The sequence below is a fragment of the Ensifer sp. BR816 genome (assembly GCF_000378985.1).
In the GTDB taxonomy this organism is placed as follows: domain Bacteria; phylum Pseudomonadota; class Alphaproteobacteria; order Rhizobiales; family Rhizobiaceae; genus Sinorhizobium.
The window spans coordinates 5,727,078-5,748,846 of sequence record NZ_KB905370.1; the positions used below are offsets into that span (position 1 = coordinate 5,727,078).

The following is a 21,769-nucleotide window of genomic DNA, read 5'->3' on the forward strand; positions in this document are numbered from 1 at the left end:
CCTGACGTTCAGGTAGCATTCAGGAGCAGGGCGGCAATGCACGAGATGGCGCCCCCGGGAAAAACCGGGTGCGCCTGGGCGACGTCAAGCTTCGAAATAGCTCTGCAGCGGACGCACTTCGAGGCTCCCGGCCTTCAGTGCCTTGATGGCGCGTGCGGCGGCTTCCGCTCCGGCCATCGTCGTATAGTAGGGGACCTTCTGCATCAGGGTGGCGCGACGGAGTGACTTCGAGTCGGAGATCGCCTTGTTGCCGTCCGTCGTGTTGATGACAAGCTGGATCTGGCGGTTGCGGATGGCGTCCTCGACATGCGGCCGGCCTTCCAGCACCTTGTTGACCTTGGTGGCCGTGATGCCCTGCTCGCCCAGGAACCGGGCAGTGCCGCCGGTTGCCATCACCTTGAAGCCGATTTCCGCCAGAACCCGGATGGCCGGCAGCACCCGTGCCTTGTCCTCGTCGCGAACCGAGACGAACACCGTTCCGTCACGCGGCAGGTCGACGCCGGCGCCGAGCTGGGACTTGGCGAAAGCCAGCGCATAGTCGGTGTCGAGGCCGATCACTTCGCCGGTCGAGCGCATTTCCGGGCCGAGCAGCGTATCGACGCCCGGGAAGCGGGCGAACGGGAACACGGCCTCCTTGACGGCAATATGCTTCAGATTGCGTGGATCCGGCTTCTTGCCATAAGCCGCGATCGCCTGGTCAAGGGATTCGCCGGCCATCACGCGCGCGGCGATCTTCGCAATCGGCGCGCCGATCGTCTTGGCGACGAAGGGAACGGTGCGCGACGCACGCGGATTGACTTCGAGCACGTAGATCGTGCCATCCTTGATGGCGAACTGCACGTTCATCAAGCCGCCGACGTTGAGCGCCTTGGCAAGTGCCGCCGTCTGCCGCTCGAGTTCGTCGACGAGGTTCGTGTCGAGCGAGTGCACCGGCAGTGAACAGGCCGAGTCTCCGGAGTGAATGCCGGCCTCTTCGATATGCTCCATGATACCGGATACGAAGACGTCCTTGCCGTCGCAGAGGCAATCGACATCGACTTCGATCGCGTTGGTCAGATAGCTGTCGAAGAGCAGCGGGTTCTTGCCGAGCAGCGTGTTGATCTGGCCCGTCTTGTCGTTGGGATAACGCTGTTTGATGTCTTCCGGTACGAGGCCCGGAACCGTATCGAGCAGGTAGGTCTGCAGCATGCTTTCCGAATGGATGATCTGCATCGCGCGGCCGCCGAGAACATAGGACGGGCGCACGACGAGCGGGAAGCCGATTTCGGCGGCGACGAGGCGCGCCTGCTCGACGGAGTAGGCGATGCCGTTGCGCGGCTGGTTGAGGTCGAGCTTCATCAGAAGCTTCTGGAAGCGGTCCCGGTCCTCGGCCAGATCGATCGCGTCGGGAGCCGTGCCGAGGATCGGAATACCGTTCTTCTCAAGCGCCTCGGCAAGCTTCAGCGGTGTCTGGCCGCCGAACTGCACGATGACGCCATGCAGCGTGCCGTTTTCCTGTTCGGCGCGCATGATTTCGATCACGTCTTCCGCCGTCAGCGGCTCGAAATAGAGCCGGTCGGAGGTGTCATAGTCGGTCGAAACGGTTTCCGGGTTGCAGTTGATCATGATCGATTCATAGCCGGCGTCCTTGAGCGCGAAGGCCGCGTGGCAGCAGCAATAGTCGAACTCGATCCCCTGGCCGATCCGGTTCGGGCCGCCACCCAGGATGACGACCTTCTTGCGATCGGAAACCTGTGCCTCGGAGCGGGCGGCGCCAACGAACGGCGTTTCATAGGTCGAATACATATAGGCGGTCGGCGAGGCGAACTCCGCCGCGCAGGTGTCGATACGCTTGTAGACCGGGCGGACGTTCAGCGCGTTGCGCAGTTCCGCGACTTCCTTCGGTCGCTTGCCGGTGAGCGTCGCGAGCCGCGCATCGGAGAAACCCATCGCCTTCAGCATTCTCAGGTTTTCGGCATCCTGCGGCAATCCGTGCTCGCGGATACGGGCCTCCATGTCGACGATCGCCTTGAACTGGGCGATGAACCACGGATCGATCTTGCAGGCCTCGTGCACTTCCGCCTCGGTCATGCCAAGGCGCAGCGCCTGGGCGACCATGCGCAGGCGGTCGGGGGTCGGCGTGCCGAGCGCCGCACGGATGGCGTTGCGGCCATCGCCGTCGGCGTCGAAATCGGGAACTTCGATCTCGTCGAGACCGGTGAGCCCTGTTTCAAGCCCTCGAAGCGCCTTCTGCAGCGATTCCGCAAAAGTGCGGCCAATCGCCATGACTTCGCCGACCGATTTCATTGCGGTGGTCAGGGTCGGCTCGGCGCCGGGGAACTTTTCGAAGGCGAAGCGCGGGATCTTGGTAACGACATAGTCGATCGACGGTTCGAAGGACGCAGGCGTGGCTCCCCCGGTGATGTCGTTGTCCAGTTCGTCAAGCGTATAGCCGATGGCGAGCTTGGCGGCGATCTTGGCGATCGGGAAGCCGGTCGCCTTGGAGGCCAGCGCCGAAGAACGCGAGACGCGCGGGTTCATCTCGATGACCACCAGGCGGCCGTTTTCCGGATTGACCGCGAACTGCACGTTCGATCCGCCGGTCTCAACGCCGATCTCGCGCAACACCGCGATCGAGGCGTTGCGCATGATCTGATATTCCTTGTCCGTCAGGGTCAGCGCCGGCGCAACGGTGATGGAATCGCCTGTATGCACACCCATCGGGTCGATGTTTTCGATCGAGCAGATGATGATGCAATTGTCCGCCTTGTCGCGGACGACTTCCATTTCATATTCCTTCCAGCCGAGGACCGATTCTTCGATCAGGACCTCGGTCGTCGGCGACGCATCGAGGCCGCTGCCGACGATCTCGAAGAATTCCGAGCGGTTGTAGGCGATGCCGCCTCCCGTCCCGCCGAGCGTGAAAGAGGGGCGGATGATTGCCGGCAGGCCGACATCGTCGAGCGCCTGCGCGGCGATTGCCATTGCATGGTTCACATAGCGCTGCTTGCGGTCGCCTTCGCCGAGGTTCCACTTGTTCTCGAGGTCGTCGAGCGCGGTGTCGAGTTCGGCGCCGGCGAATTTGGCCTTGAGCGCGGCGCGCTCCGCCTCATGCGCCTTGCGATCCTGGTCCTTGATGTCGGTGGCGTTCGCCAGCCGCGACTTCGGCGTTTCGAGCCCGATCTTGGCCATCGCCTCGCGGAAGAGCGCCCGGTCCTCGGCCTTGTCGATCGCATCGGGCTTGGCACCGATCATCTCGACATTATAGCGATCGAGGACACCCATCCGCCGCAGGGACAGCGCCGTGTTCAAGGCCGTCTGGCCGCCCATGGTCGGCAGCAGCGCATCGGGGCGTTCCTTGGCGATGATCTTGGCCACCACCTCGGGCGTGATCGGTTCGACATAGGTCGCATCCGCCAGACCCGGATCGGTCATGATCGTCGCCGGGTTTGAGTTGACGAGGATGACGCGATAGCCTTCCTCCTTGAGCGCCTTGCAAGCCTGAGTGCCGGAATAATCGAATTCGCATGCCTGGCCGATCACGATCGGCCCCGCGCCGATGATGAGGATCGATTTGATATCTTGGCGCTTCGGCATGGTTCTCATCCGTTTTCTGGCTGCGCGAAAAACCGGCCGAGGTGGGAGATCACCGGCCGGGTGCGCAATGAATGGTGTTTTCAGGCTAGAAGCGGCTTATAGGCAAATGTTTCTGCCAGCGGAACCCCGAAAATTCCGGAATCGACAATAAAGCGAAGATATCCGCAGCATCGACCAAGCCGGCATCGCGCACCGAAAATCGACTGAGATCCGCGGCCCGTTCGGGAGAGGGGATCGGGAACACTTCGTCTCGCTCCGGGGGCGCCGGAAGGTGCCCGGCAATCAGTTCAGCGACGCGGCATGGCCAAGGCCGGCATCGGATCGGCTAGATCAGAGCAAAAATGACCCGGTCGATGAAACCGCCCAGCAGCGATTGCGTTTTACATGGGTCGCCGTGCGGGCCTATAACTAGTCAACGCGCCAAGGTAGAAGCGACGTCTTCGGAGGAATAATCATGGAATGGAAGGGTCGCCGCCAGTCCAGCAATGTCGAGGATCAGCGGGGTGCGAGCCCCGGCGGCCTTGGAGGCGGCCCCTTCGGCCGCGGCGGAGGATTCCGCATCCCGACCGGCGGTGGCGGCATGCGTCGCGCCGGCGGCGGCTTGAGCTTCGGCACGATCATCTTCCTCGTCATTCTTTATTTCGTGCTGAAAGCCATGGGCATCGACATGCTTCAGGTTCTCGAGGGTGGTCCGGTGAACATGCCGGGCTTCGAACAGAGCGACGGTTCGCAGACGCCGCGCGGCTCGGCCGAAGAGGAGGAAATGAAGGCCTTCATGGCGACGGTACTCGCGGAAACGGAGGATACCTGGAACGGCATCTTCCAGGCTGGCGGCGAGCAATACCAGGAGCCAAGGCTCGTGCTCTTCAGCGGGTCCGTCCAGTCGGCCTGCGGCTTCGCTTCGGCTGCCTCGGGTCCCTTCTATTGCCCGGGCGACCGCAAGGTCTATCTCGATATGACCTTCTTCGAGGAACTCACGCAGAAGTTCGATGCGGCCGGCGACTTCGCTCAGGCCTATGTCCTGGCGCACGAGGTGGGCCATCACGTTCAGAACCTGCTCGGCGTCCTTCCGAAGTTCAATCAGATGCGCCAGCGCATGAGCGAAGTCGAGGCAAACCAGATGTCGATCCGCGTCGAGTTGCAGGCGGATTGCTTTGCTGGAATCTGGGGCAAATATACCGAGCAGAAGGGCTTGCTGGAGCGCGGCGACCTCGAAGAGGCGCTGAATGCTGCCACTCAGATCGGCGACGACACGCTGCAGAAACGCATGCAGGGCTATGTGGTACCGGAGAGCTTCAACCACGGGACGTCCGAGCAGCGGATGAAGTGGTTCAAGCGCGGTTTCGACAGCGGCAAGATGGCGGACTGCGATACTTTCTCCGGCTCGGTCTAAATGCTTCGGCCGGACCGGGCACTGCCCGGTCCGGCGCTTCCATCATCCCTTCTTCTCGCTGTCCATATGGACCAGTTGCGCCTCGGGATAGCGCGCACCGGCAGCTGCGCCCTTGGGGACGGCGCGCTCGATGGCGTCAAGGTCCTTAGCGTCGAGGTGAACTGCTTGTGCGCCGAGCGCCTCCGAGAGCCGGTCGCGCCGCCGGGCGCCGACGAGCGGCACGATATCTCGGCCCTGGGCGGCGACCCAAGCGATGGCGATCTGCGCCACCGTCGCGCCCTTGTCAGCCGCAATGCGCCTCAATGCTTCGACGAGTGCGAGGTTCTGTTCGAGATTGCCTTCCTGGAAACGAGGGCTCATGGCGCGGAAGTCGCCGCTCCTGGCGGCATCCTTCTGCCAATGGCCGCTGATCAGGCCGCGCGAAAGCACGCCATAGGCGGTGATGCCTATCCCGAGTTCGCGGCAGGTCGGGAGGATCTGGTCCTCGATCCCTCGCGAGATCAACGAATATTCGATCTGCAGGTCGCTGATCGGGTGGACGGCGGCTGCCCGGCGGATCGTCTCAGCGCCGATTTCCGAGAGACCGATGTGACGAACGTATCCCGCCTTCACCATATCGGCGATCGCGCCGATCGTTTCTTCGATCGGCACGTCCGGGTCGAGTCGGGAGGGGCGATAGATATCGATATGGTCGACGCCGAGGCGCTGGAGGCTGTAGGCGAGGAAATTCCGCACTGCCTTCGGTCGTCCATCATAGCCGGACCAGCCGCCTGCCGCATCGCGCAACGCGCCGAACTTGACGCTGAGTTGCACCTGGTCACGGCGGCGGCCCGCAAGGGCCTCGCGGATCAGCATCTCGTTGTGCCCCATGCCGTAGAAATCGCCCGTGTCCAGCAGTGTGATACCGGCCTCGAGCGCGGCATGAATCGTGGCGATGCTTTCCGCACGATCCGCGGGACCGTACATTCCCGACATGCCCATGCAGCCAAGGCCAATTGCTGAAACTTCGGGACCGGATTTGCCTAGCGAAACCATCTGCATCTCATTTCTCCTTAGGAAGGCCTGCGGTCGTTTCGTTCGCTGCAACATTTACTCCCGTTCGATCTGTGCGATAATCCGGTTTTCACGACACAGGTTGTACGGATTTTCGCACAATGAACGATCTTCCTCTTGCCGATCTCGACGCCTTTGCGGCCGTAGCGCGTGAACGCAGCTTTCGGACCGCCGCGAAGAAGCGCGGCGTATCGGCGTCCGCTCTTAGCGAGGCGCTGCGTCGGCTTGAAGCCAGGCTGGGGGTACGGCTGCTCAATCGCACCACGCGCAGCGTCACGGTGACGGAGGCGGGTAGACGCCTTGTCGAGCGGCTGGGGCCGGCGCTCGGAGAGATCGCTGGAGCTCTCGACCAGGCGGCCAGCGAACGCGACAATCCGGCCGGTGCCTTGCGGCTGAACGTGCCGACGATCGTCGCACGCGAAATTCTGCCCCCGATTGTCGGTCCTTTTCTCGCGGCGCATCCGGCGATCGCCTTGGAGGTGACGGCCGAGGATGGCTTCATCGACGTGCTTGCCGCCGGTTTCGATGCGGGCGTGCGCTACGAGGAGCGTCTCGAAAAGGATATGATCGCGATCCCGATCGGGCCGCATGTACAACGCTACGTTACTGCGGCCTCACCTGCTTATCTTGCCCGGCATGGTGTGCCGCAGCATCCGCGCGATATCCTCGAACACGCCGCCATCCGTCATCGGTTCCAGAACGGCGTTGCCTTGCCCTGGGAATTCGGCGAGGGCGAGGCGGCAATCACGGTGGCGCCGCCGCCGACGGTGCTCGCCAACGCTATCGACCTCGAGGTCAGTGCGGCTGTTGACGGTCTCGGAATCATCCGGACCTTTGAGGAGTTCCTGACGCCCGAAATCAAAGCCGGGCGGCTCGTTCCCATCCTCGAAGACTGGGTCACCAGCTTCCCCGGACCATACCTCTACTATGCGGGTCGGAGGCACATTCCGGCGCCGCTGCGTGCCTTCGTCGATTTCCTCAAGGCACGGCAGCGTTTGCGATGACTACAAGCCATGGGCGAAGAGTCATTCACGGATGTGATCATTCCGATAAAGACCTTTGAAATGTTCTTGGATTGTTTCGCCCCAGGCGATGCGATACACCTTATTTGGTGACGTCGTTCATGTTCTGTCTCCGTATCGGCGGACAGCGGGGAGGGAGATCCATGCTCGACAAGATATTCGTCCGACGCGGCCTGTTCCTCGTCTTCCTGATCCTGCTTCTCGACATCATGGGCATCGCCATCATCGTGCCGGTGTTGCCCAGCTATCTCCAGGAATTGACCGGGGCGAATGTCGGCGAGGCGGCCATCGAGGGCGGCTGGCTGCTGCTCGTCTATTCGGGGATGCAGTTTCTCTTCGCGCCGTTGATCGGCAATTTGAGCGATCGATTTGGACGCCGACCGATCCTGCTGGCGTCGGTGCTGACTTTCGCGATCGACAACCTGATCTGCGCGCTGGCCACCAGCTACTGGATGCTCTTTGTCGGGCGCATACTTGCCGGCATCAGCGGTGCGAGCTTCGGAACCGCCTCCGCCTTCATCGCCGACGTCAGCGACGATTCGAACCGCGCCCGGAACTTCGGGTTGATCGGCATCGCCTTCGGCACGGGCTTCGCGCTCGGCCCGGTCATCGGCGGCGTCCTCGGCGAATTTGGTCCGCGCGTTCCGTTTTATGGCGCGGCCGCGCTGTCCTTCGTCAACTTCGCGATTGGTCTGTTCCTTCTCCCCGAGACACTCGCTCCGGCAAACAGACGGCGCTTCGAGTGGCACCGGGCGAATCCGCTCGGCGCACTGAAGCAGATGCGCAACTATCCCGGGATCGGCTGGGTAGGCCTCGTCTTCTTTCTCTACTGGCTCGCCCATTCCGTCTATCCGGCTGTCTGGTCCTTCGTTTCGTCCTACCGTTACGGCTGGAGCGAGGGGCAGATCGGATTGTCGCTCGGCATTTTCGGCGTCGGCGGCGCGCTGGTGATGGCCGTCGTCTTGCCGCGCGTCGTGGGGAAGTTGGGCGAGCGAAGAACGGCAACGCTGGGCCTCGCCTTCACCGCGCTTGGCATGGCCGGTTACGCGGCCGCGTGGGAGGGATGGATGGTCTATGTCGTGATCGTCGCGACGGCGCTCGAAAGCCTCGCCGACCCGCCACTGCGCAGCATCGCGTCCGTCCACGTGCCGCCCTCGGCGCAGGGGGAATTGCAAGGCGCCCTCACCAGCATTTCGAGCATTACGACGATCTTGGGACCGCTCCTCTTCACGCAGATCTTTGCGGTCTTCACGAACCCGGCAGCGGCCTATTCGTTCTCCGGCGCGCCCTATGCAGTGGCGGCATGCCTGATCGTCGCAAGTCTGTCCGTCTTCCTGTGGCGGGTGCGGGGGGTCGGCGACTACGCATTCCAGAATGCCGCGCCGACACAGAAGGACGCCCACCAGGAACAATTCGCGCCGCGCTCGCAGGCGGCTGCGGATTGATCAATTTTCTTGATGGACCGATGAAAAATTAGGCAGTTTCACCCTTGTTGCTGGCGCCCGTCCCGGTGGTGCTGTAATTCGGCATATTCCTAGAATTGATCTGTGCCCGCTGCGCCGCAGAGCGAGGATTATTCCATGCTGACCGCGAACCGAGAATTTGTGCCTGCGCAAACGAACAACTCGTGGGGCACCCACTTTCGCGCCAGCATCTATCTCGGCGTGCCCTTCATCGGTGCGCAGCTCGCACAGCTTGCCATCAACACCACCGACGTGCTGATGGTCGGCCGGCTCGGCGCCGTCCAGCTCGCTGCGATCATCCTTGCCACGCAGTTCTTCTTCACTGTCTTCATCTTCGGCAGCGGCTTCGCGAATGCCGTGGTGCCGATGGTCGCGCAAGCCCAGGGGCGGGGAGACCAAGGCTCCGTTCGCCGCGCTGTGCGCATGGGCATGTGGGTGGTCTTGCTCTACGGCCTCGTCACCGCGCCGGTCCTCTGGATGGCCGAGCCGATCCTGCTGCTCGCCGGCCAGAAGCCCGAAGTTTCGGCTCTTGCAGCGGAGTATCTCCACATCGCGCAATGGGCGATCTTCCCGAGCCTCGTCTTCATGGTGCTGCGAGCTTTTCTAAGCGGCCTGGAGCGCGCCGGGATCATTCTCTACGTGACGCTCGCCACCTTGGTTCTCAATGCCGTTCTCTGCTACCTGTTGATCTATGGCCATTTCGGCTTTCCGGCGCTTGGTATTTTCGGCGCAGCGGTCGCAGCCCTCGGGGTCGCGCTGCTCGGTGCAGCGCTGACGATCGGCTACATACGCAGCCAACCTGAACTCGATCGGTACGAGCTGTTCGTACGTTTCTGGCGCCCGGACTGGCCGGCCTTCCGCGAGGTCATCCATCTCGGCGTCCCGATTTCGTTGACGATCCTTGCGGAAGTGAGCCTTTTCACCGTTGCTTCGTTGCTCATGGGAACGATCGGCACGATCGAACTCGCCGCGCACGGCATTGCCCTTCAGTTCGCTTCGATAGCCTTCATGATTCCGCTCGGCCTCGCCCAGGCAGGCACGGTGCGCGTCGGTCTCGCCTACGGGAGTGGCGATCTCGTCGGCGTCCGCCGCGCCGCCATCGCCGTGCTGGCGCTCGGCTGCGGGTTCGCGGCCATCGGCAGCACGATCTTCGCTCTGTTTCCGCACCAGCTCGCGGCGCTTTATCTCGACACCGACCGTCCCGATGCGGCCGAGGTCCTTGCCTTCGCCGGCCCGCTGATCGTCATTGCCGGGGCGTTCCAGCTCGTCGACGGGCTTCAGGCGATCGCCGCCGGCATGTTGCGTGGACTGAAGGATACGACCGTGCCGATGGTGCTGGCGATGATATCCTATTGGCCGATCGGCTTCGTCTGTGCCTGGGCCTTTGCGTTTCCTTTGAGCTTCGGCGGCGTCGGCGTCTGGTTCGGGTTCGTGCTGGGGCTGGCGGCTGCAGCCCTGCTGCTCAACTGGCGCTTCTTCCGTCTGCTTCGGTCGATCCGCGAATGAACACAAGGACACGTGAGGGAAGCGCGAAGGGCTTGGCAAAAAAGAAATGGCCGGACGGGCAGGGGATGCCGTCCGGCTCATAATGAGCGGCCCCACCAGGGGAAGAAATGAGACCGCTTGTGGTGAAACTTCCTGGCAGAAGTTTCCTGGAGGCATTCATCTCAAAGCCACAGCGACGCCATTGCGGCTACAGTCGCCGTCATTTTCTCTTCGGCCCATCCATTGCTGCCGACAGGACTGTCACACGGTCACGGGCCTCGTCGCGAAGCGCATGTATCGTCGCAAATAGCATCGCGAAAAACATCGCCATCGAAAACAGAGCAAGTCCCATCTCCTTTCAGACTGCTAAACGGCAGGCCCTATGAAAAGTTCCGTTCACTTGTTGTTTCAGGCTACAACTTCCGGTGTGAAACCATCTTGAACGTTGTACTCATCTAGCATTCATTCTCCCGTCGCTGCTGTTTCCGGTGGAACAGCCAAAGGCGGATCGCGTTACCCTTGCGGCAGGCCGCGGTCCGTGACAAAAGGCTTCACCAAACGGAAACAGACGCGATGACCACGGCATTCTATCCCGGCTCCTTCGATCCGATGACAAACGGGCATCTCGATGTGCTCGTTCAGGCGCTCAACGTAGCGTCGAAGGTGATCGTCGCGATCGGCATCCATCCCGGGAAGACGCCACTCTTTTCATTCGATGAGCGGGCAGAGCTGATCCGCCGCTCGCTCAGCGAATTCCTGCCGGAACGATCAGGGGACGTTGCCGTCGTATCCTTCGACAATCTGGTCGTCGATGCCGCCCGCCGGCACCACGCGAGCCTTCTTGTGCGCGGGTTGCGGGATGGAACGGACCTTGACTACGAGATGCAGATGGCCGGCATGAACCGGCAAATGGCTCCGGATATCCAGACATTGTTTCTGCCGGCGGGGACCGCGTCCCGGCCCATAACGGCCACATTGGTCCGGCAGATCGCAGCCATGGGCGGCGACGTCAGCGCCTTTGTTCCCGGAGCGGTCTATCAGGCGCTGCAGGCGAAGCACAAAGCCTGAGCTTCCACCACGCAAGGAGAACGCATGAAAATCCTCCAACTCGCTTTTGCAGGCGCCCTGGCGCTCGCCACCTTCACGGCAGGGGCCCAGGCACAGTCGAGCGACAACATCCTGACGATTGACCTCAAGGACGGCCCCGTGGTCATAGAGCTGCGGCCGGACATTGCGCCGAAGCACGTGCAGCAGATCAAGGAGCTGGCAGCCGCTGGCGAATATGACAATGTCGCCTTTCATCGGGTGATCAAGGGCTTCATGGCGCAGACCGGCGACGTGCAATATGGCGACATGAAAGACGGCTTCAAGCCGGAGCTTGCCGGCACGGGCGGCTCCTCGAAACCGGATCTCCCGGCCGAGTTCTCCGAGGTTCCCTTCGAGCGCGGCACCATCGGCATGGCGCGCTCGCAGGATCCGAACAGCGCCAACTCGCAGTTCTTCATCATGTTCGCGCCGGGCGACTTCCTCAACGGACAGTACACGGTCGTCGGAAAGGTCGTCGAAGGTATGGAGAATGTCGACAAGATCAAGCTTGGCGACGACGCCAACAACGGTGCCGTCACGGACCCTGACCGCATGATCAGCGTCAAGGTCGGTAAATAAGATCAGACAGAAGGAGAAAACCCATGGCCGAGATCAAGGATCCGGAAAACACGATCATCATGGAAACCACCAAGGGCAGGGTGGTGATCGAGCTTCGGCCGGACGTGGCTCCGGGGCACGTCGCCCGCATCAAGGAGCTGTCGCGCGAGGGCGCCTATGATGGCGTCGTCTTCCATCGCGTGATCGAAGACTTCATGGCTCAGACCGGCGACGTACAGTACGGCAAGAGCGGCGGCGAGCACTTCAATCCGGCGCGCGCCGGCATGGGCGGTTCCTCCAAGCCGGACCTCAAGGCGGAGTTCTCCGAGATCTCCCACGTGCGCGGGACTTGTTCGATGGCGCGCAGCCAGATGCCGAATTCGGCAAACTCCCAGTTCTTCATTTGCTTTACCGACGCTCCCTGGCTCAACAAGCAGTATTCCGTCTGGGGCCAGGTCATCGAAGGCATGGACAACATCGATAACATCAAGCGCGGCGAGCCGGTGCGCGATCCCGACTCGATCGTCTCGATGCGGGTTGCCGCCGACGCCTGATTTGCGCTAATGCACGGACCCGCCCCGGTCGTGCCTAGATCACGATGATTTTGTGCCGATTCGGCCCAAAATCATAAAACGTGATCGGTTCAAGCAAGTTAGAGCGGGATGCGGGCGGAAAACCGCACGCACTTTTCCTCATCCCGCTCTGGTGCCACCGGGGCGGGTTTGCTTTTGTTCGATACCGATATGCGCGTAGACTTGTTCGATTTCGATCTGCCGGAGACTTCCATTGCGCTGAGGCCCGCAAGCCCGCGCGACAGCGCGCGCATGCTCGTCGTTCAGCCGGAAGCGGAGCCGGTCCTCGCCGACCACGGCGTACTCGATCTGCCTTCCTTCCTGAGGCCGGGCGATGCGCTCGTCTTCAACGACACAAAAGTCATCCCGGCTCAACTCGAGGGTATTCGCAGGCGCGGCGACGATGTCGCCACACAGGTCTCGCTGACGCTGCATATGCGCGTCGCATCCGACCGCTGGAAGGCGTTCGCGCGGCCGGCCCGGCGGCTGAAGCCCGGTGACCGGATCAGTTTCGGCCACGGCGAAAACGCCTGCCTGCTCGGCGCCTTGGATGCGACCGTCGAGGAAAAGGGCGAGGCGGGCGAAGTCACTCTTCGCTTCGATCTTTCGGGCGCGGTTCTCGATGAGGCGATCATGGCGGTCGGGCACATCCCGCTGCCACCCTATATCGCCTCGAAGCGCCCCGAGGATACGCGCGATCGAACCGACTACCAAACCGTCTATGCGCGCGAGGAAGGCGCGGTGGCGGCCCCGACCGCGGGCCTGCACTTCACCGATCGGCTGTTTGGCAAGCTTGACGAGGCCGGTATCGAGCGCCACTTCGTAACGCTTCATGTGGGCGCGGGAACTTTCCTGCCGGTTAAGGCCGACGATACCGACGATCATGTGATGCACGAGGAGATCGGCCACGTGGACGCCGCGACCGCCGAAGGGCTGAATGCGGTGCGGGCGCGCGGCGGACGCGTCGTCTGCGTCGGCACAACGTCGCTCCGGCTGATCGAGAGCGCAGCTACAGTGGAAGGCAAGATTCGTCCCTGGTCGGGGCCGACCGGAATCTTCATCACACCCGGCTACCGTTTCCGTGCCGTCGACATGCTGATGACCAATTTCCACCTGCCGAAATCTACATTGTTCATGCTGGTTTCTGCCTTTGCCGGGTTGGAAACGATGCGTGCCGCCTATGCCCATGCGATCGCAGCCGGCTACCGTTTCTATTCCTACGGCGATGCAAGCCTGCTCTTCCGGAAAGACCAATGACCGAGACGTTCCAATTCAAGTTGCTTGCAACCGACGGCAAGGCGCGCCGCGGCGAGGTTTCGATGCCCCGCGGAACAATTCGCACGCCGGCCTTCATGCCGGTCGGCACCGTCGGCACCGTCAAGGCCATGTATCTCGACCAGGTGCGCGAACTTGGCGCCGACATCATCCTCGGCAACACCTATCACCTGATGCTGCGACCCGGCGCCGAGCGCGTCGCGCGGCTCGGCGGCCTGCACAACTTCATCCGCTGGGAACGGCCGATCCTGACCGACAGCGGCGGCTTCCAGGTCATGTCGCTGTCGAGCCTGCGCAAACTCAACGAACAGGGCGTGACCTTCAAGAGCCACGTCGATGGCGCGCTCTATCATATGTCGCCGGAACGCTCGATCGAGATCCAGGGTCTGCTCGACAGCGACATACAGATGCAGCTCGACGAATGCGTCGCACTGCCGGCCGAGCCCGGCGAAATCGAGCGCGCAATGGAAATGTCGATACGTTGGGCAGAGCGCTGCAAGGTCGCTTTTGGCGACCAGCCAGGTAAGGCGATGTTCGGCATCGTGCAGGGCGGCGACCTTCCGACACTGCGCGAACGTTCTGCGATCGCGCTCAAGCAACTGGACCTCAAGGGTTATGCCGTCGGCGGTCTCGCCGTGGGAGAGCCGCAAGAGGTGATGCTCGACATGCTCGACGTCACCTGCCCGGTCCTGCCCGCGGAGAAGCCACGTTACCTGATGGGCGTTGGCACGCCGGACGATATCCTGAAGTCGGTGGCGCACGGGATCGACATGTTCGATTGCGTCATGCCGACGCGCTCCGGTCGCCATGGCCTGGCTTTCACGCGCTACGGCCGCATCAATTTGCGCAACGCGCGCCATGCCGAAGACACGCGGCCGCTCGACGAACAATCGTCTTGTCCGGCGACGCGGGATTACTCGCGCGCCTATTTGCACCATCTGATCCGTTCCAACGAATCGCTCGGCGGCATGCTGCTGAGCTGGAACAACCTCGCCTATTACCAGGAACTGATGGCCGGCATCCGCAAGGCGATCGAGGAGGGGCGTTATGCCGACTTCATGGCAGAGACCCAGGAAGGCTGGCAGCGCGGCGACCTTGCGCCGGTCTGAGTCGCACATGCCGGAAATCGTTACAGGGCAGGGCCGGGTGCAGTCTGCACCATCAGCACGCCATTGATCTTATAGCTGCCGTCCGGCTGCGGGACGAGCTCGTAGATTGCTGTCCAGTCCTTGCCGTCCGATCCGACGATCAGCACTTCCTGGACTACTTCCTTGCCGACCAGCTTCGAACGCCCGAAGGCGAAATTGCCCGGGCGATACAGGTGCTGGTAGCTTTTCTTGACCATTTCGAAAAAGACCAGCCGGTCGGGAAACTTCTCCCGGATGCCGGGGGAGGCAAAGGAATAGGCAGTTTCCGCGTCGTCATCGAGAAAGGCCTGGATCTGGGCACGAATGACCGATCTCGCCGTATCGACTGGGTCTGCAAGCGCGCGTTCTGCGCTGAGGGCGAGCAGCAGACAGAGAGCGATGGAGACTGCTCTCGTCATAGGAGCCTCCTTAGCTATTCATCACGGAATCATATGCTCGTCGGTTGCTTTGATAAGCACCACATTCGGCTTAACGGGAGACGAGCGAAGAAATCCGCGGGCAGCGATTCAATATTTTCAGAAGCTTATCTGGGCCCGTTCAACCTCTTGCGCAGAAATCACAATCTTGTGATTTGAGATCGAAGATCTACCCGCGCTTCGAAACGACGCGTTCCGCGCTGCCTCGGCGCACACCGTGGCACGCCTTGTATTTCTTGCCCGAGCCACAAGGGCAGGGGTCATTGCTCCGGCGCTGCAGGCGGCCGATCAGGGGCAGCAGGATCGCGGAAGGCAAAAGGGAGGTGACGACGATTGCGAGCTTGGCCGAGATGCCGGGTATGACAAGGCGGCGGCCGGATTTGAACCCGCGCCAGGCACGTTCGGCGACGTAGTGCGAGTCGACCTTGGGCAGCACCTTGAACAGGGCCGCCCTGTTGGCACCGGATCGCTCGAGGAATTCGGTCGAAACCGGCCCTGGGGCGACGCAGGTCACTGTCACGCCGGTGCGCTGGAGCTCCTGGTGAAGAGCCTCCGAGAACGACCGCACGAAGCCTTTGCTTGCATAGTAAAGCGCCATGTACGGGCCAGGCGTGAAGCTCGCGACGGAGCCGAGATTGATGACGCCGCCGCGGCCGCGCGCTACCATGCCCGGTAGGAAGCGAAGGGTAAGGTCGGTGAGGGCGCGTATGTTGAGATCGACGATTCCGACCTGATCACCGACAGGCAGCAACGTTGCGCTGCCGCGAAGACCGTAGCCGGCGCTGTTGACCAGGACGTCGCAGAAAAGGCCGTTGGCAGACAGGAATGATTCGATCTGGACCGCTGCGTCGTCTGTCAGGAGATCCAAAGCGACGGTGAACACCTCTCCGCCCGCCGTCAGGATATCGTCCGCGGCCGCCGCGAGATCATCCGGCGAACGCGCCACCAGCACGACGGCCACGCCGTCCCGGGCGGCGACATCGGCAATCGCCTTGCCGATCCCGCGTGAACCACCCACCACGACGACGGCTGGCCGAAGCTCGCTTTCTGCCGTCATGCCGCACCCGAGACGCCGGCACCCATGACCCCGGCGGGTTCCGCGAGATTGGCCACCTCGGTGGCGATGTCACCGTTCAGAATTCTTTCGAATCGCTCCAATGCCCGCGCCACGTTGGCGCCATCCATGACCCGGTGATCATAGTGAATGCGGACCGTCACCGTGCCCTGATCGTCTATCGGACCATAGTTGAAGATGGTCGTCAGCGGTGTCAGCGGATTGAGCGACTCGGCGCCTAGTCCCGAATACACGGACAACTGGAAGGTCCCGAAATGGCGGCCGCGCGGGCGACCGAGATTGAGGCCCAGCCACATGAGCAGCCAGCGGATCGGCCCCGGCAGCCGGGCGATTTTCAGGGCGCGCCGGAACTCCTTGATCTCCATGACGGGACGTGTCCGCGTCGCCTCGATCAGGGCCGCAAGTTCGACGATCGAACGGCGTTCGGGATTCTTGATCAAGCTCAGCAGCACGGCTCGCTCGCCATCGAGTTCACGCTCATGCGCGATCGAGGCGATGCTTCCCGGATATTCGTAGAGCTGAGGTATCGGCAGCTTGATATAGGCCCGCCGCAGTTCAGGGGTTTCGAGAGAAAGAAGCGCATATCCCTTGAGGAACAGGACGGTCCAGGAAGGTCTGCTTTGCTGTTCCATCCGGGCGTTCAGCAGCGGGCCGAGATTCATCTGCCGTTGCACGGTGACCCGCGGGACGCGAATCGAAAACCGCATCAGATCGCCGACGAGGCGGCGCGGCCCCGAAAGCTTGAGAGCTCGGCCTCGCATCAGGACACCTCTAGTAGAGATAGGGGATGATTCGCTTGGTTCTTTCCATGTAAGCGCGGTATTGCGGGCCGAATGTTTCCAGCATCATGCGCTCCTCCTCATCCACCCTCAGGAAAAACAGGATTGCGAAACCGGCCAGCCCAGCGAGGCCTGCGATCCAGTTCGACAGCAGGAAGGCCTGCCCGACACCCATGAGCATGAACGAAGTGTACATGGGATGGCGGACAAGGGCATAGGGTCCGCCGCTGATCAACTCGTGCCGATCGCGTATCTCCAGCGTGATGGACCAGTTTCGGCCAAGTTCCTTATGGGTTCTGCGAAACACCCACATGGCCGTAATGAAGACGATGGCCCCGACGACCACAGACCACGCCTCGGCTGGATAATCGGCCGCCTCGGGAATCCCCGTAACCACATAGAAACCGGGCACGATTCCAAGGCCGCACAGGGCGGCGGCGAGCCCGATCGTCTCCGAGCGCGTCCGGCGATTGCTGACGACCTGCACGCGCTTCGCGCGGCGTTCGTAAGGACGGCGAATGAAGTACCAGGCGACGATGCCAAGCACCCAGATAATTTGCCCGATGGAAGCTATAGACATGCGCACCCTAGGTCCTGAGCCTGGCTCAGAAGGCCTCTTTCGATCTTGCAGCTGGCAAAGCGGGGAGGGCTGGAGCCGATCGCGTTAGCCGCCATTCATCTCACGGAGCCTTGTAACGAATTCCTGCGACCTTAGCCAGATGCCCGGGGTCTTGTAGCCCATGGAGCGGGCGATCTCTGCGACAAAGGCATTGCAATTGTAGACTGTCGCCTGCCAGACGCGCGACTTTGCCTTCAGCTTTCGTATGTAAGCGACGACCTTGTTGTATTCTGCCTCGGTGAGCATGATGCGCCAGCTTGCCGACCTGTATTGCTCTTCCAGGTCACCATCACTGGCTCCAGTCTCGGCCGGCACGGGCAAGAAATGCCCCAGAACATAGGGCGCCGTATCGTTCGTAGCCGGAGCAAGACCCGCAACCTCGGGGTTGATCATGGCGCCCGCCGCATTGGTACGGCCGAAAACCGCATAGGTGTGGCCGTAACTCAGCGCATAGCGTGAGCGGAATTCGATGAAGTACCCTTGCTCTCGGGTTTGGGATACGAGCTTGGCTGGCCCGCTAATATTCTGGCTGCTCGAAACGTAGGCCGGTTGGGGGCTCTTGTCTTGCGTCTGGCACGCTGCTGCAGCGAATGCGAGCAAGATCACAGGTAGGATACGGCTTGCTGCTAATGTCATCACGTCACGTCGCTCTGTGGCCGAACTCTTACTCGCAGAACTCGGACCGGCCTCGGCCAATCAGTGGCGTTTATTGACCGTCGCCCCTGGGCTGATTCGGTCCTAAAGGCGCCCCGTGGGGAGGGCTCATAGAGCCTCCCCACGGGGCAAATTTAGCTGTTATTTGTAAACAGGAGCGGGCTCTACTGCCGGCTCTGCAGCCGGCGGCGGGGCCTTCCCTTTGCCCTTGCCGATCGTGTCACAAGCGGTCAAGCCGGTGACAGAAAGCAACGCAATCATCACGATTAGAATTCTGCTCATCAAGAAGTCCTTTCCTCAATAGTCGGAATGGTTTATCGAAGGCAACACTCGAAGTAATAGTGGCGATTTGCGCCTAGGCCTAGTGCAAGAAGGACACAGTTGGCATCAGGTTTGTCGGTCCGGAACTGTTCAACGGGTTCTTCAACACACATGGCTTAATTATTTATACCAAATACGCGCGCAAACACCATCAGATGATCAATACCGTGGTCCCGACGGGGGTCCGACTGTAGAGATCAACGATGTCGTCGTTCGTCAAGCGGATGCAACCGCTCGAAACTGCCTGACCGATCGTCCACGGTTCGTTCGTACCGTGTAGCCGGAACATAGTGTCGTTCCCGCCACGATAGAGGTAGAGGGCGGATGCACCAAGCGGATTGTGTAAGCCGCCTGAGACGCCGCTCGCATACTGACGCAGGTGGGGTTTGCGGCGCATCATGTTTTCGGTGGGTGTCCAGGACGGCCACTCCGCCTTTCGGCCGATTGTCGCCTTTCCCTTGAGCGTGCGTCCTTCCTCTCCGACGCCGATGCCGTAGCGGATCGCCGTGCCGCCGCCTTCGACGTAGTAGAGATATCGCTGCACGGTATCGACGACGATCGTTCCCGGTGATTCGCCGCCGTCATAGGCCACTTCCTGCCTGCGGTAGCGCGGGTCGATTCGCGTCGTCCTGGCGGAGACCGGATTTGCCGTTGGTCGCCAGGTCGAACTACATCCGCTGGCCAGCAAAGCCAGACTACCCAATACGAGCATGCGACGCGCAACGTGGTTCTTGTCCATCTTCACCTGCTGAGAAAATAGTGAGTCCCCGGACTGTGTGTGTAACACCGCTGCGCGTGCTGGCCAAGCCTCGCATCTCAGGCGGGCACGACGCGGTGGTTTTCGAGCACAAGGGCGCGAAAACCCCTGTGCTACGGGGACTCAATACGGTTTGGCGCGCTCAACTGGCAGCACCGATTCGCGTCCAGCTACCCTAGCGGCGCGTTTGAACCACCGGACCGTCCCACTTCATGAACAGATTAAACGGCTTGCGGCAACCGCCTGCGTCTGCTCGACTGGGGCGGACGCAGGCAAGGAGGATGGACAGCGATGAAACTTGGCTTCGAGGGAAAGGTCGCGATCGTCACCGGTGGCGGTTCGGGAATCGGAGCCGCTATCTCCCGGCAATTGAGCGGCGAGGGGGCGGAAGTCGTTGTTGCCGATGTCAATCCCGAGGCGGCCCAGCAGATTGCCACCGAGATTCGCTCCGGCGGAGGTCGCGCGCGCCATTTCACGGTCGATATCACGGACCCGCAGGCGGTGTCCCAAATGGTCAACTTCGCCATCCAGGAATGCGGAGGCCTGAACCTGGCCGTCAACAATGCCGGCGTTGAAGGCGTCCGTAAGCCGACGGCCGACTATCCGCTCGACAACTGGCAGCGTGTGATCGACGTAAACCTGAACGGCACCTTCCACTGCATGAAACACGAGATCGCCGCGATGCTGGGACGGGGAGGCGGCGCGATCGTCAACGTGACGTCGATTCTTGCTTCCGTCGCCTTGCCCACCGCATCGGCCTACACCGCGGCCAAGCATGGCGTCGTCGGGCTGACCAAGACGGCAGCGATCGAATATGCGCGAATGGGCATCCGAATCAACGCCGTCGGCCCCGGCTGGATCGAAACGCCGCTTCTCTCGGAATATGCCGAGTTGGCGAAGACCCGGCGACTGGAGGCCCTACAACCGATGGGCCGACGCGGCACGCCGGAAGAGGTGGCGGCCCTCGCATGTTTTCTTCTGTCCGACCAGGCGAGTTTCATCACCGGCAGCTACCATCTGGTGGACGGAGCCTACACGGCGCACTGAGGCGGACTGCGGCTGAGACGAAGCAACGCGGCCGCCTCAACGACGGTCAGGCTGCCACCGCGAATCCGCTGGATCAGTTCAAGACGATGCAATTCTTTCTGCGACATGGTGATCAAACAGGACATCACGACTCCGAACGCTCATGGTCTTCACCAGGCTGAAAGTCGTCATCCTTGCTCCCAACGTTGACGTTGACCAGCGCATCGAGAGGCGAGACTGTCGCATCTCTAACTGGCCCAACTGTCGCATTACTAAATAGCCCTGGAGAATCTAAACCAAGTGCAACAATGACGAGTGGAGGGTAGGGGATTACCCGCAATCGCGCAAATGCGCCATGAACACCTCGGCGGGCGTGCGGTAGCCCAGGCACTTCCTGGGCAGTGAATTGAGATGGTGGGCGAGGGCGACCAGCTGCTGCTGGCTGACGGCGGATAGGTCCGTATCGCTCGGCACAAAGCGGCGGATGCGCTTGTTGGTGTTCTCGACCGCGCCTTTCTGCCACGGTGAATTCGGATCGCAAAACCAGCTCCTAGCGCCGAGTCCATCTTCCAAAGCCCTGAAACCGCGAAACTCGGTACCGCGGTCGAAGGTGAAGCTCTGCCGGGCAAAGGCCGGCAGCGGTGCGAAGGCATCGACGATCTTGTCGATGAGCGGCCGCGAGTGGCGGCTGCCATTCTTGATCATCACCGTGTAGCGGCTCTTGCGCTCGACCAGCGAGGTGACATTGGCGTTCCCGAGCGCGCGCTCGAAGATCAGCAGATCGCCTTCCCAATGGCCAAATTGCGAGCGATCGGCAATAAAATCAGGCCGTTGGGCAATCCTGCAGTCAAATGGGATCAAGCCGTCGCGGGGCTTGCGGGAGCCGCGGCGACGGCGCTTGCGGCGGCCTTCCGGCAGATGCCGATAGAGCTCCAGCGGATAATCTTCCTTGCCATAAATAAAGCGATAGATCGTCTCGGTGCAGACGCGGACGGCGCTCACGCCATCGGCAAGCAGGCGACCGGCGATCTGCTCCGGCGACCAAAGTGCCTTCAGCTGCTCGATGACCAGTTCGCGTAATTGCGGGTGGCGCCTGAGCTTGCGAAGCCGTCGCCGACGCTCCTTGCTGATGTCGTTGGCAATGCCGCTGTAATAGCCGCTGTATTCCGGAAAGTCGGCATCATGAAAGGTATTGCGCTTCAGCTCGCGGTAGATCGTCGATCGATGCCGACCGAGTTGGCGGGCAATCTCACCGACAGGAACCTTGCGTTCGATGAGCTGATGCAAACGGCGGCGATCGGGAAGAGTGAGCTGCAAATAGCACTGCGACATCCAAAAATCTCCAAGCGAAGCCTTTGTTTTTATTGGCATGTCGCACTTGGAAATAGAATGTACCCCCCTACATATAATGTCACAGCTATTTAAAGATGAGACAAAGTAATCAATTTAGAAATGCGACATCATCCTATTCCTTAGTACTGCGTTTGCAAG

At 61.6% G+C, this 21,769-nt stretch carries 20 protein-coding genes; 10 read left to right on the forward strand and 10 right to left on the reverse strand.

Features of this window, described 5'->3' with window-relative positions:
• Positions 1-84: 84 nt before the first annotated feature.
• Positions 85-3,576, reverse strand: a complete 3,492-nt coding sequence (gene carB, locus RHIBR816_RS0127625; protein ID WP_018239819.1) for a carbamoyl-phosphate synthase large subunit — start codon at positions 3,574-3,576, stop codon at positions 85-87.
• 454 nt (positions 3,577-4,030) lie between these two features.
• On the opposite strand from carB, the gene RHIBR816_RS0127630 reads away from it, so the two are divergent.
• A complete protein-coding gene (locus tag RHIBR816_RS0127630; RefSeq protein ID WP_018239820.1) occupies positions 4,031-4,969 on the forward strand; it encodes a neutral zinc metallopeptidase in 939 nt (312 codons plus the stop codon).
• Positions 4,970-5,011: 42 nt separating this feature from the next.
• On the opposite strand, the gene RHIBR816_RS0127635 is transcribed toward RHIBR816_RS0127630, so the two are convergent.
• Entirely contained in the window at positions 5,012-6,010 is a 999-nt protein-coding gene (locus RHIBR816_RS0127635) for an aldo/keto reductase (RefSeq protein WP_018239821.1), read from the reverse strand.
• Between the two features lie 113 nt (positions 6,011-6,123).
• Here RHIBR816_RS0127635 and RHIBR816_RS0127640 point away from each other — a divergent pair, with 113 nt between their 5' ends.
• The 8 genes from RHIBR816_RS0127640 (at position 6,124) to tgt (ending at position 14,592) form a co-directional block, all read left to right on the forward strand.
• Positions 6,124-7,026: a LysR family transcriptional regulator gene (locus RHIBR816_RS0127640; protein WP_018239822.1), complete on the forward strand. Its 903-nt coding sequence runs from the start codon at positions 6,124-6,126 to the stop codon at positions 7,024-7,026.
• A gap of 161 nt (positions 7,027-7,187) precedes the next feature.
• A complete protein-coding gene (locus tag RHIBR816_RS0127650) occupies positions 7,188-8,489 on the forward strand; it encodes a TCR/Tet family MFS transporter (protein WP_018239824.1) in 1,302 nt (433 codons plus the stop codon).
• Between the two features lie 135 nt (positions 8,490-8,624).
• Entirely contained in the window at positions 8,625-10,013 is a 1,389-nt protein-coding gene (locus RHIBR816_RS0127655) for an MATE family efflux transporter (protein ID WP_018239825.1), read from the forward strand.
• A 552-nt stretch (positions 10,014-10,565) separates the two neighbouring features.
• The gene (gene coaD, locus RHIBR816_RS0127665) at positions 10,566-11,060 is read left to right on the forward strand and encodes a pantetheine-phosphate adenylyltransferase (protein WP_018239827.1); all 495 of its coding nucleotides are present in this window, start codon (positions 10,566-10,568) and stop codon (positions 11,058-11,060) included.
• Positions 11,061-11,084: 24 nt separating this feature from the next.
• Positions 11,085-11,657, forward strand: a complete 573-nt coding sequence (locus RHIBR816_RS0127670) for a peptidylprolyl isomerase (protein WP_018239828.1) — start codon at positions 11,085-11,087, stop codon at positions 11,655-11,657.
• 23 nt (positions 11,658-11,680) lie between these two features.
• On the forward strand, positions 11,681-12,190 hold the full coding sequence (locus tag RHIBR816_RS0127675; RefSeq protein WP_018239829.1) for a peptidylprolyl isomerase: 510 nt from the start codon (positions 11,681-11,683) through the stop codon (positions 12,188-12,190).
• Positions 12,191-12,379: 189 nt separating this feature from the next.
• On the forward strand, positions 12,380-13,465 hold the full coding sequence (gene queA / locus RHIBR816_RS0127680) for a tRNA preQ1(34) S-adenosylmethionine ribosyltransferase-isomerase QueA (protein WP_018239830.1): 1,086 nt from the start codon (positions 12,380-12,382) through the stop codon (positions 13,463-13,465).
• Complete coding sequence (gene tgt, locus RHIBR816_RS0127685; RefSeq protein WP_018239831.1) at positions 13,462-14,592, forward strand: tRNA guanosine(34) transglycosylase Tgt; 1,131 nt, start codon at positions 13,462-13,464, stop codon at positions 14,590-14,592. The genes queA and tgt overlap by 4 nt, the downstream gene beginning before the upstream one ends.
• 20 nt (positions 14,593-14,612) lie before the next feature.
• On the opposite strand, the gene RHIBR816_RS0127690 is transcribed toward tgt, so the two are convergent.
• From RHIBR816_RS0127690 to RHIBR816_RS0127720, 7 genes are all read right to left on the reverse strand, one after another.
• Positions 14,613-15,029, reverse strand: coding sequence for a DUF4864 domain-containing protein (locus tag RHIBR816_RS0127690; RefSeq protein WP_018239832.1), 417 nt, complete (start codon positions 15,027-15,029; stop codon positions 14,613-14,615).
• 187 nt (positions 15,030-15,216) lie between these two features.
• Entirely contained in the window at positions 15,217-16,104 is an 888-nt protein-coding gene (locus tag RHIBR816_RS0127695) for an SDR family NAD(P)-dependent oxidoreductase (protein ID WP_018239833.1), read from the reverse strand.
• Positions 16,101-16,883, reverse strand: a complete 783-nt coding sequence (locus tag RHIBR816_RS0127700; RefSeq protein ID WP_018239834.1) for a hypothetical protein — start codon at positions 16,881-16,883, stop codon at positions 16,101-16,103. The genes RHIBR816_RS0127695 and RHIBR816_RS0127700 overlap by 4 nt, the downstream gene beginning before the upstream one ends.
• Positions 16,884-16,893: 10 nt before the next feature.
• The gene (locus RHIBR816_RS0127705; RefSeq protein WP_026187496.1) at positions 16,894-17,481 is read right to left on the reverse strand and encodes a protein-S-isoprenylcysteine O-methyltransferase; all 588 of its coding nucleotides are present in this window, start codon (positions 17,479-17,481) and stop codon (positions 16,894-16,896) included.
• An 84-nt stretch (positions 17,482-17,565) separates the two neighbouring features.
• Complete coding sequence (locus RHIBR816_RS0127710; RefSeq protein WP_026187497.1) at positions 17,566-18,156, reverse strand: hypothetical protein; 591 nt, start codon at positions 18,154-18,156, stop codon at positions 17,566-17,568.
• 159 nt (positions 18,157-18,315) lie between these two features.
• On the reverse strand, positions 18,316-18,456 hold the full coding sequence (locus tag RHIBR816_RS38540) for a hypothetical protein (RefSeq protein ID WP_018239837.1): 141 nt from the start codon (positions 18,454-18,456) through the stop codon (positions 18,316-18,318).
• A gap of 190 nt (positions 18,457-18,646) precedes the next feature.
• The gene (locus RHIBR816_RS0127720; protein ID WP_026187498.1) at positions 18,647-19,234 is read right to left on the reverse strand and encodes a L,D-transpeptidase; all 588 of its coding nucleotides are present in this window, start codon (positions 19,232-19,234) and stop codon (positions 18,647-18,649) included.
• A gap of 309 nt (positions 19,235-19,543) precedes the next feature.
• On the opposite strand from RHIBR816_RS0127720, the gene RHIBR816_RS0127725 reads away from it, so the two are divergent.
• Positions 19,544-20,299: an SDR family NAD(P)-dependent oxidoreductase gene (locus RHIBR816_RS0127725; protein WP_018239839.1), complete on the forward strand. Its 756-nt coding sequence runs from the start codon at positions 19,544-19,546 to the stop codon at positions 20,297-20,299.
• A 309-nt stretch (positions 20,300-20,608) separates the two neighbouring features.
• On the opposite strand, the gene RHIBR816_RS0127735 is transcribed toward RHIBR816_RS0127725, so the two are convergent.
• Positions 20,609-21,610 (reverse strand): IS30 family transposase, encoded by a 1,002-nt coding sequence (locus RHIBR816_RS0127735; protein ID WP_018239840.1) that lies wholly within the window; start codon positions 21,608-21,610, stop codon positions 20,609-20,611.
• Positions 21,611-21,769: the final 159 nt, after the last annotated feature.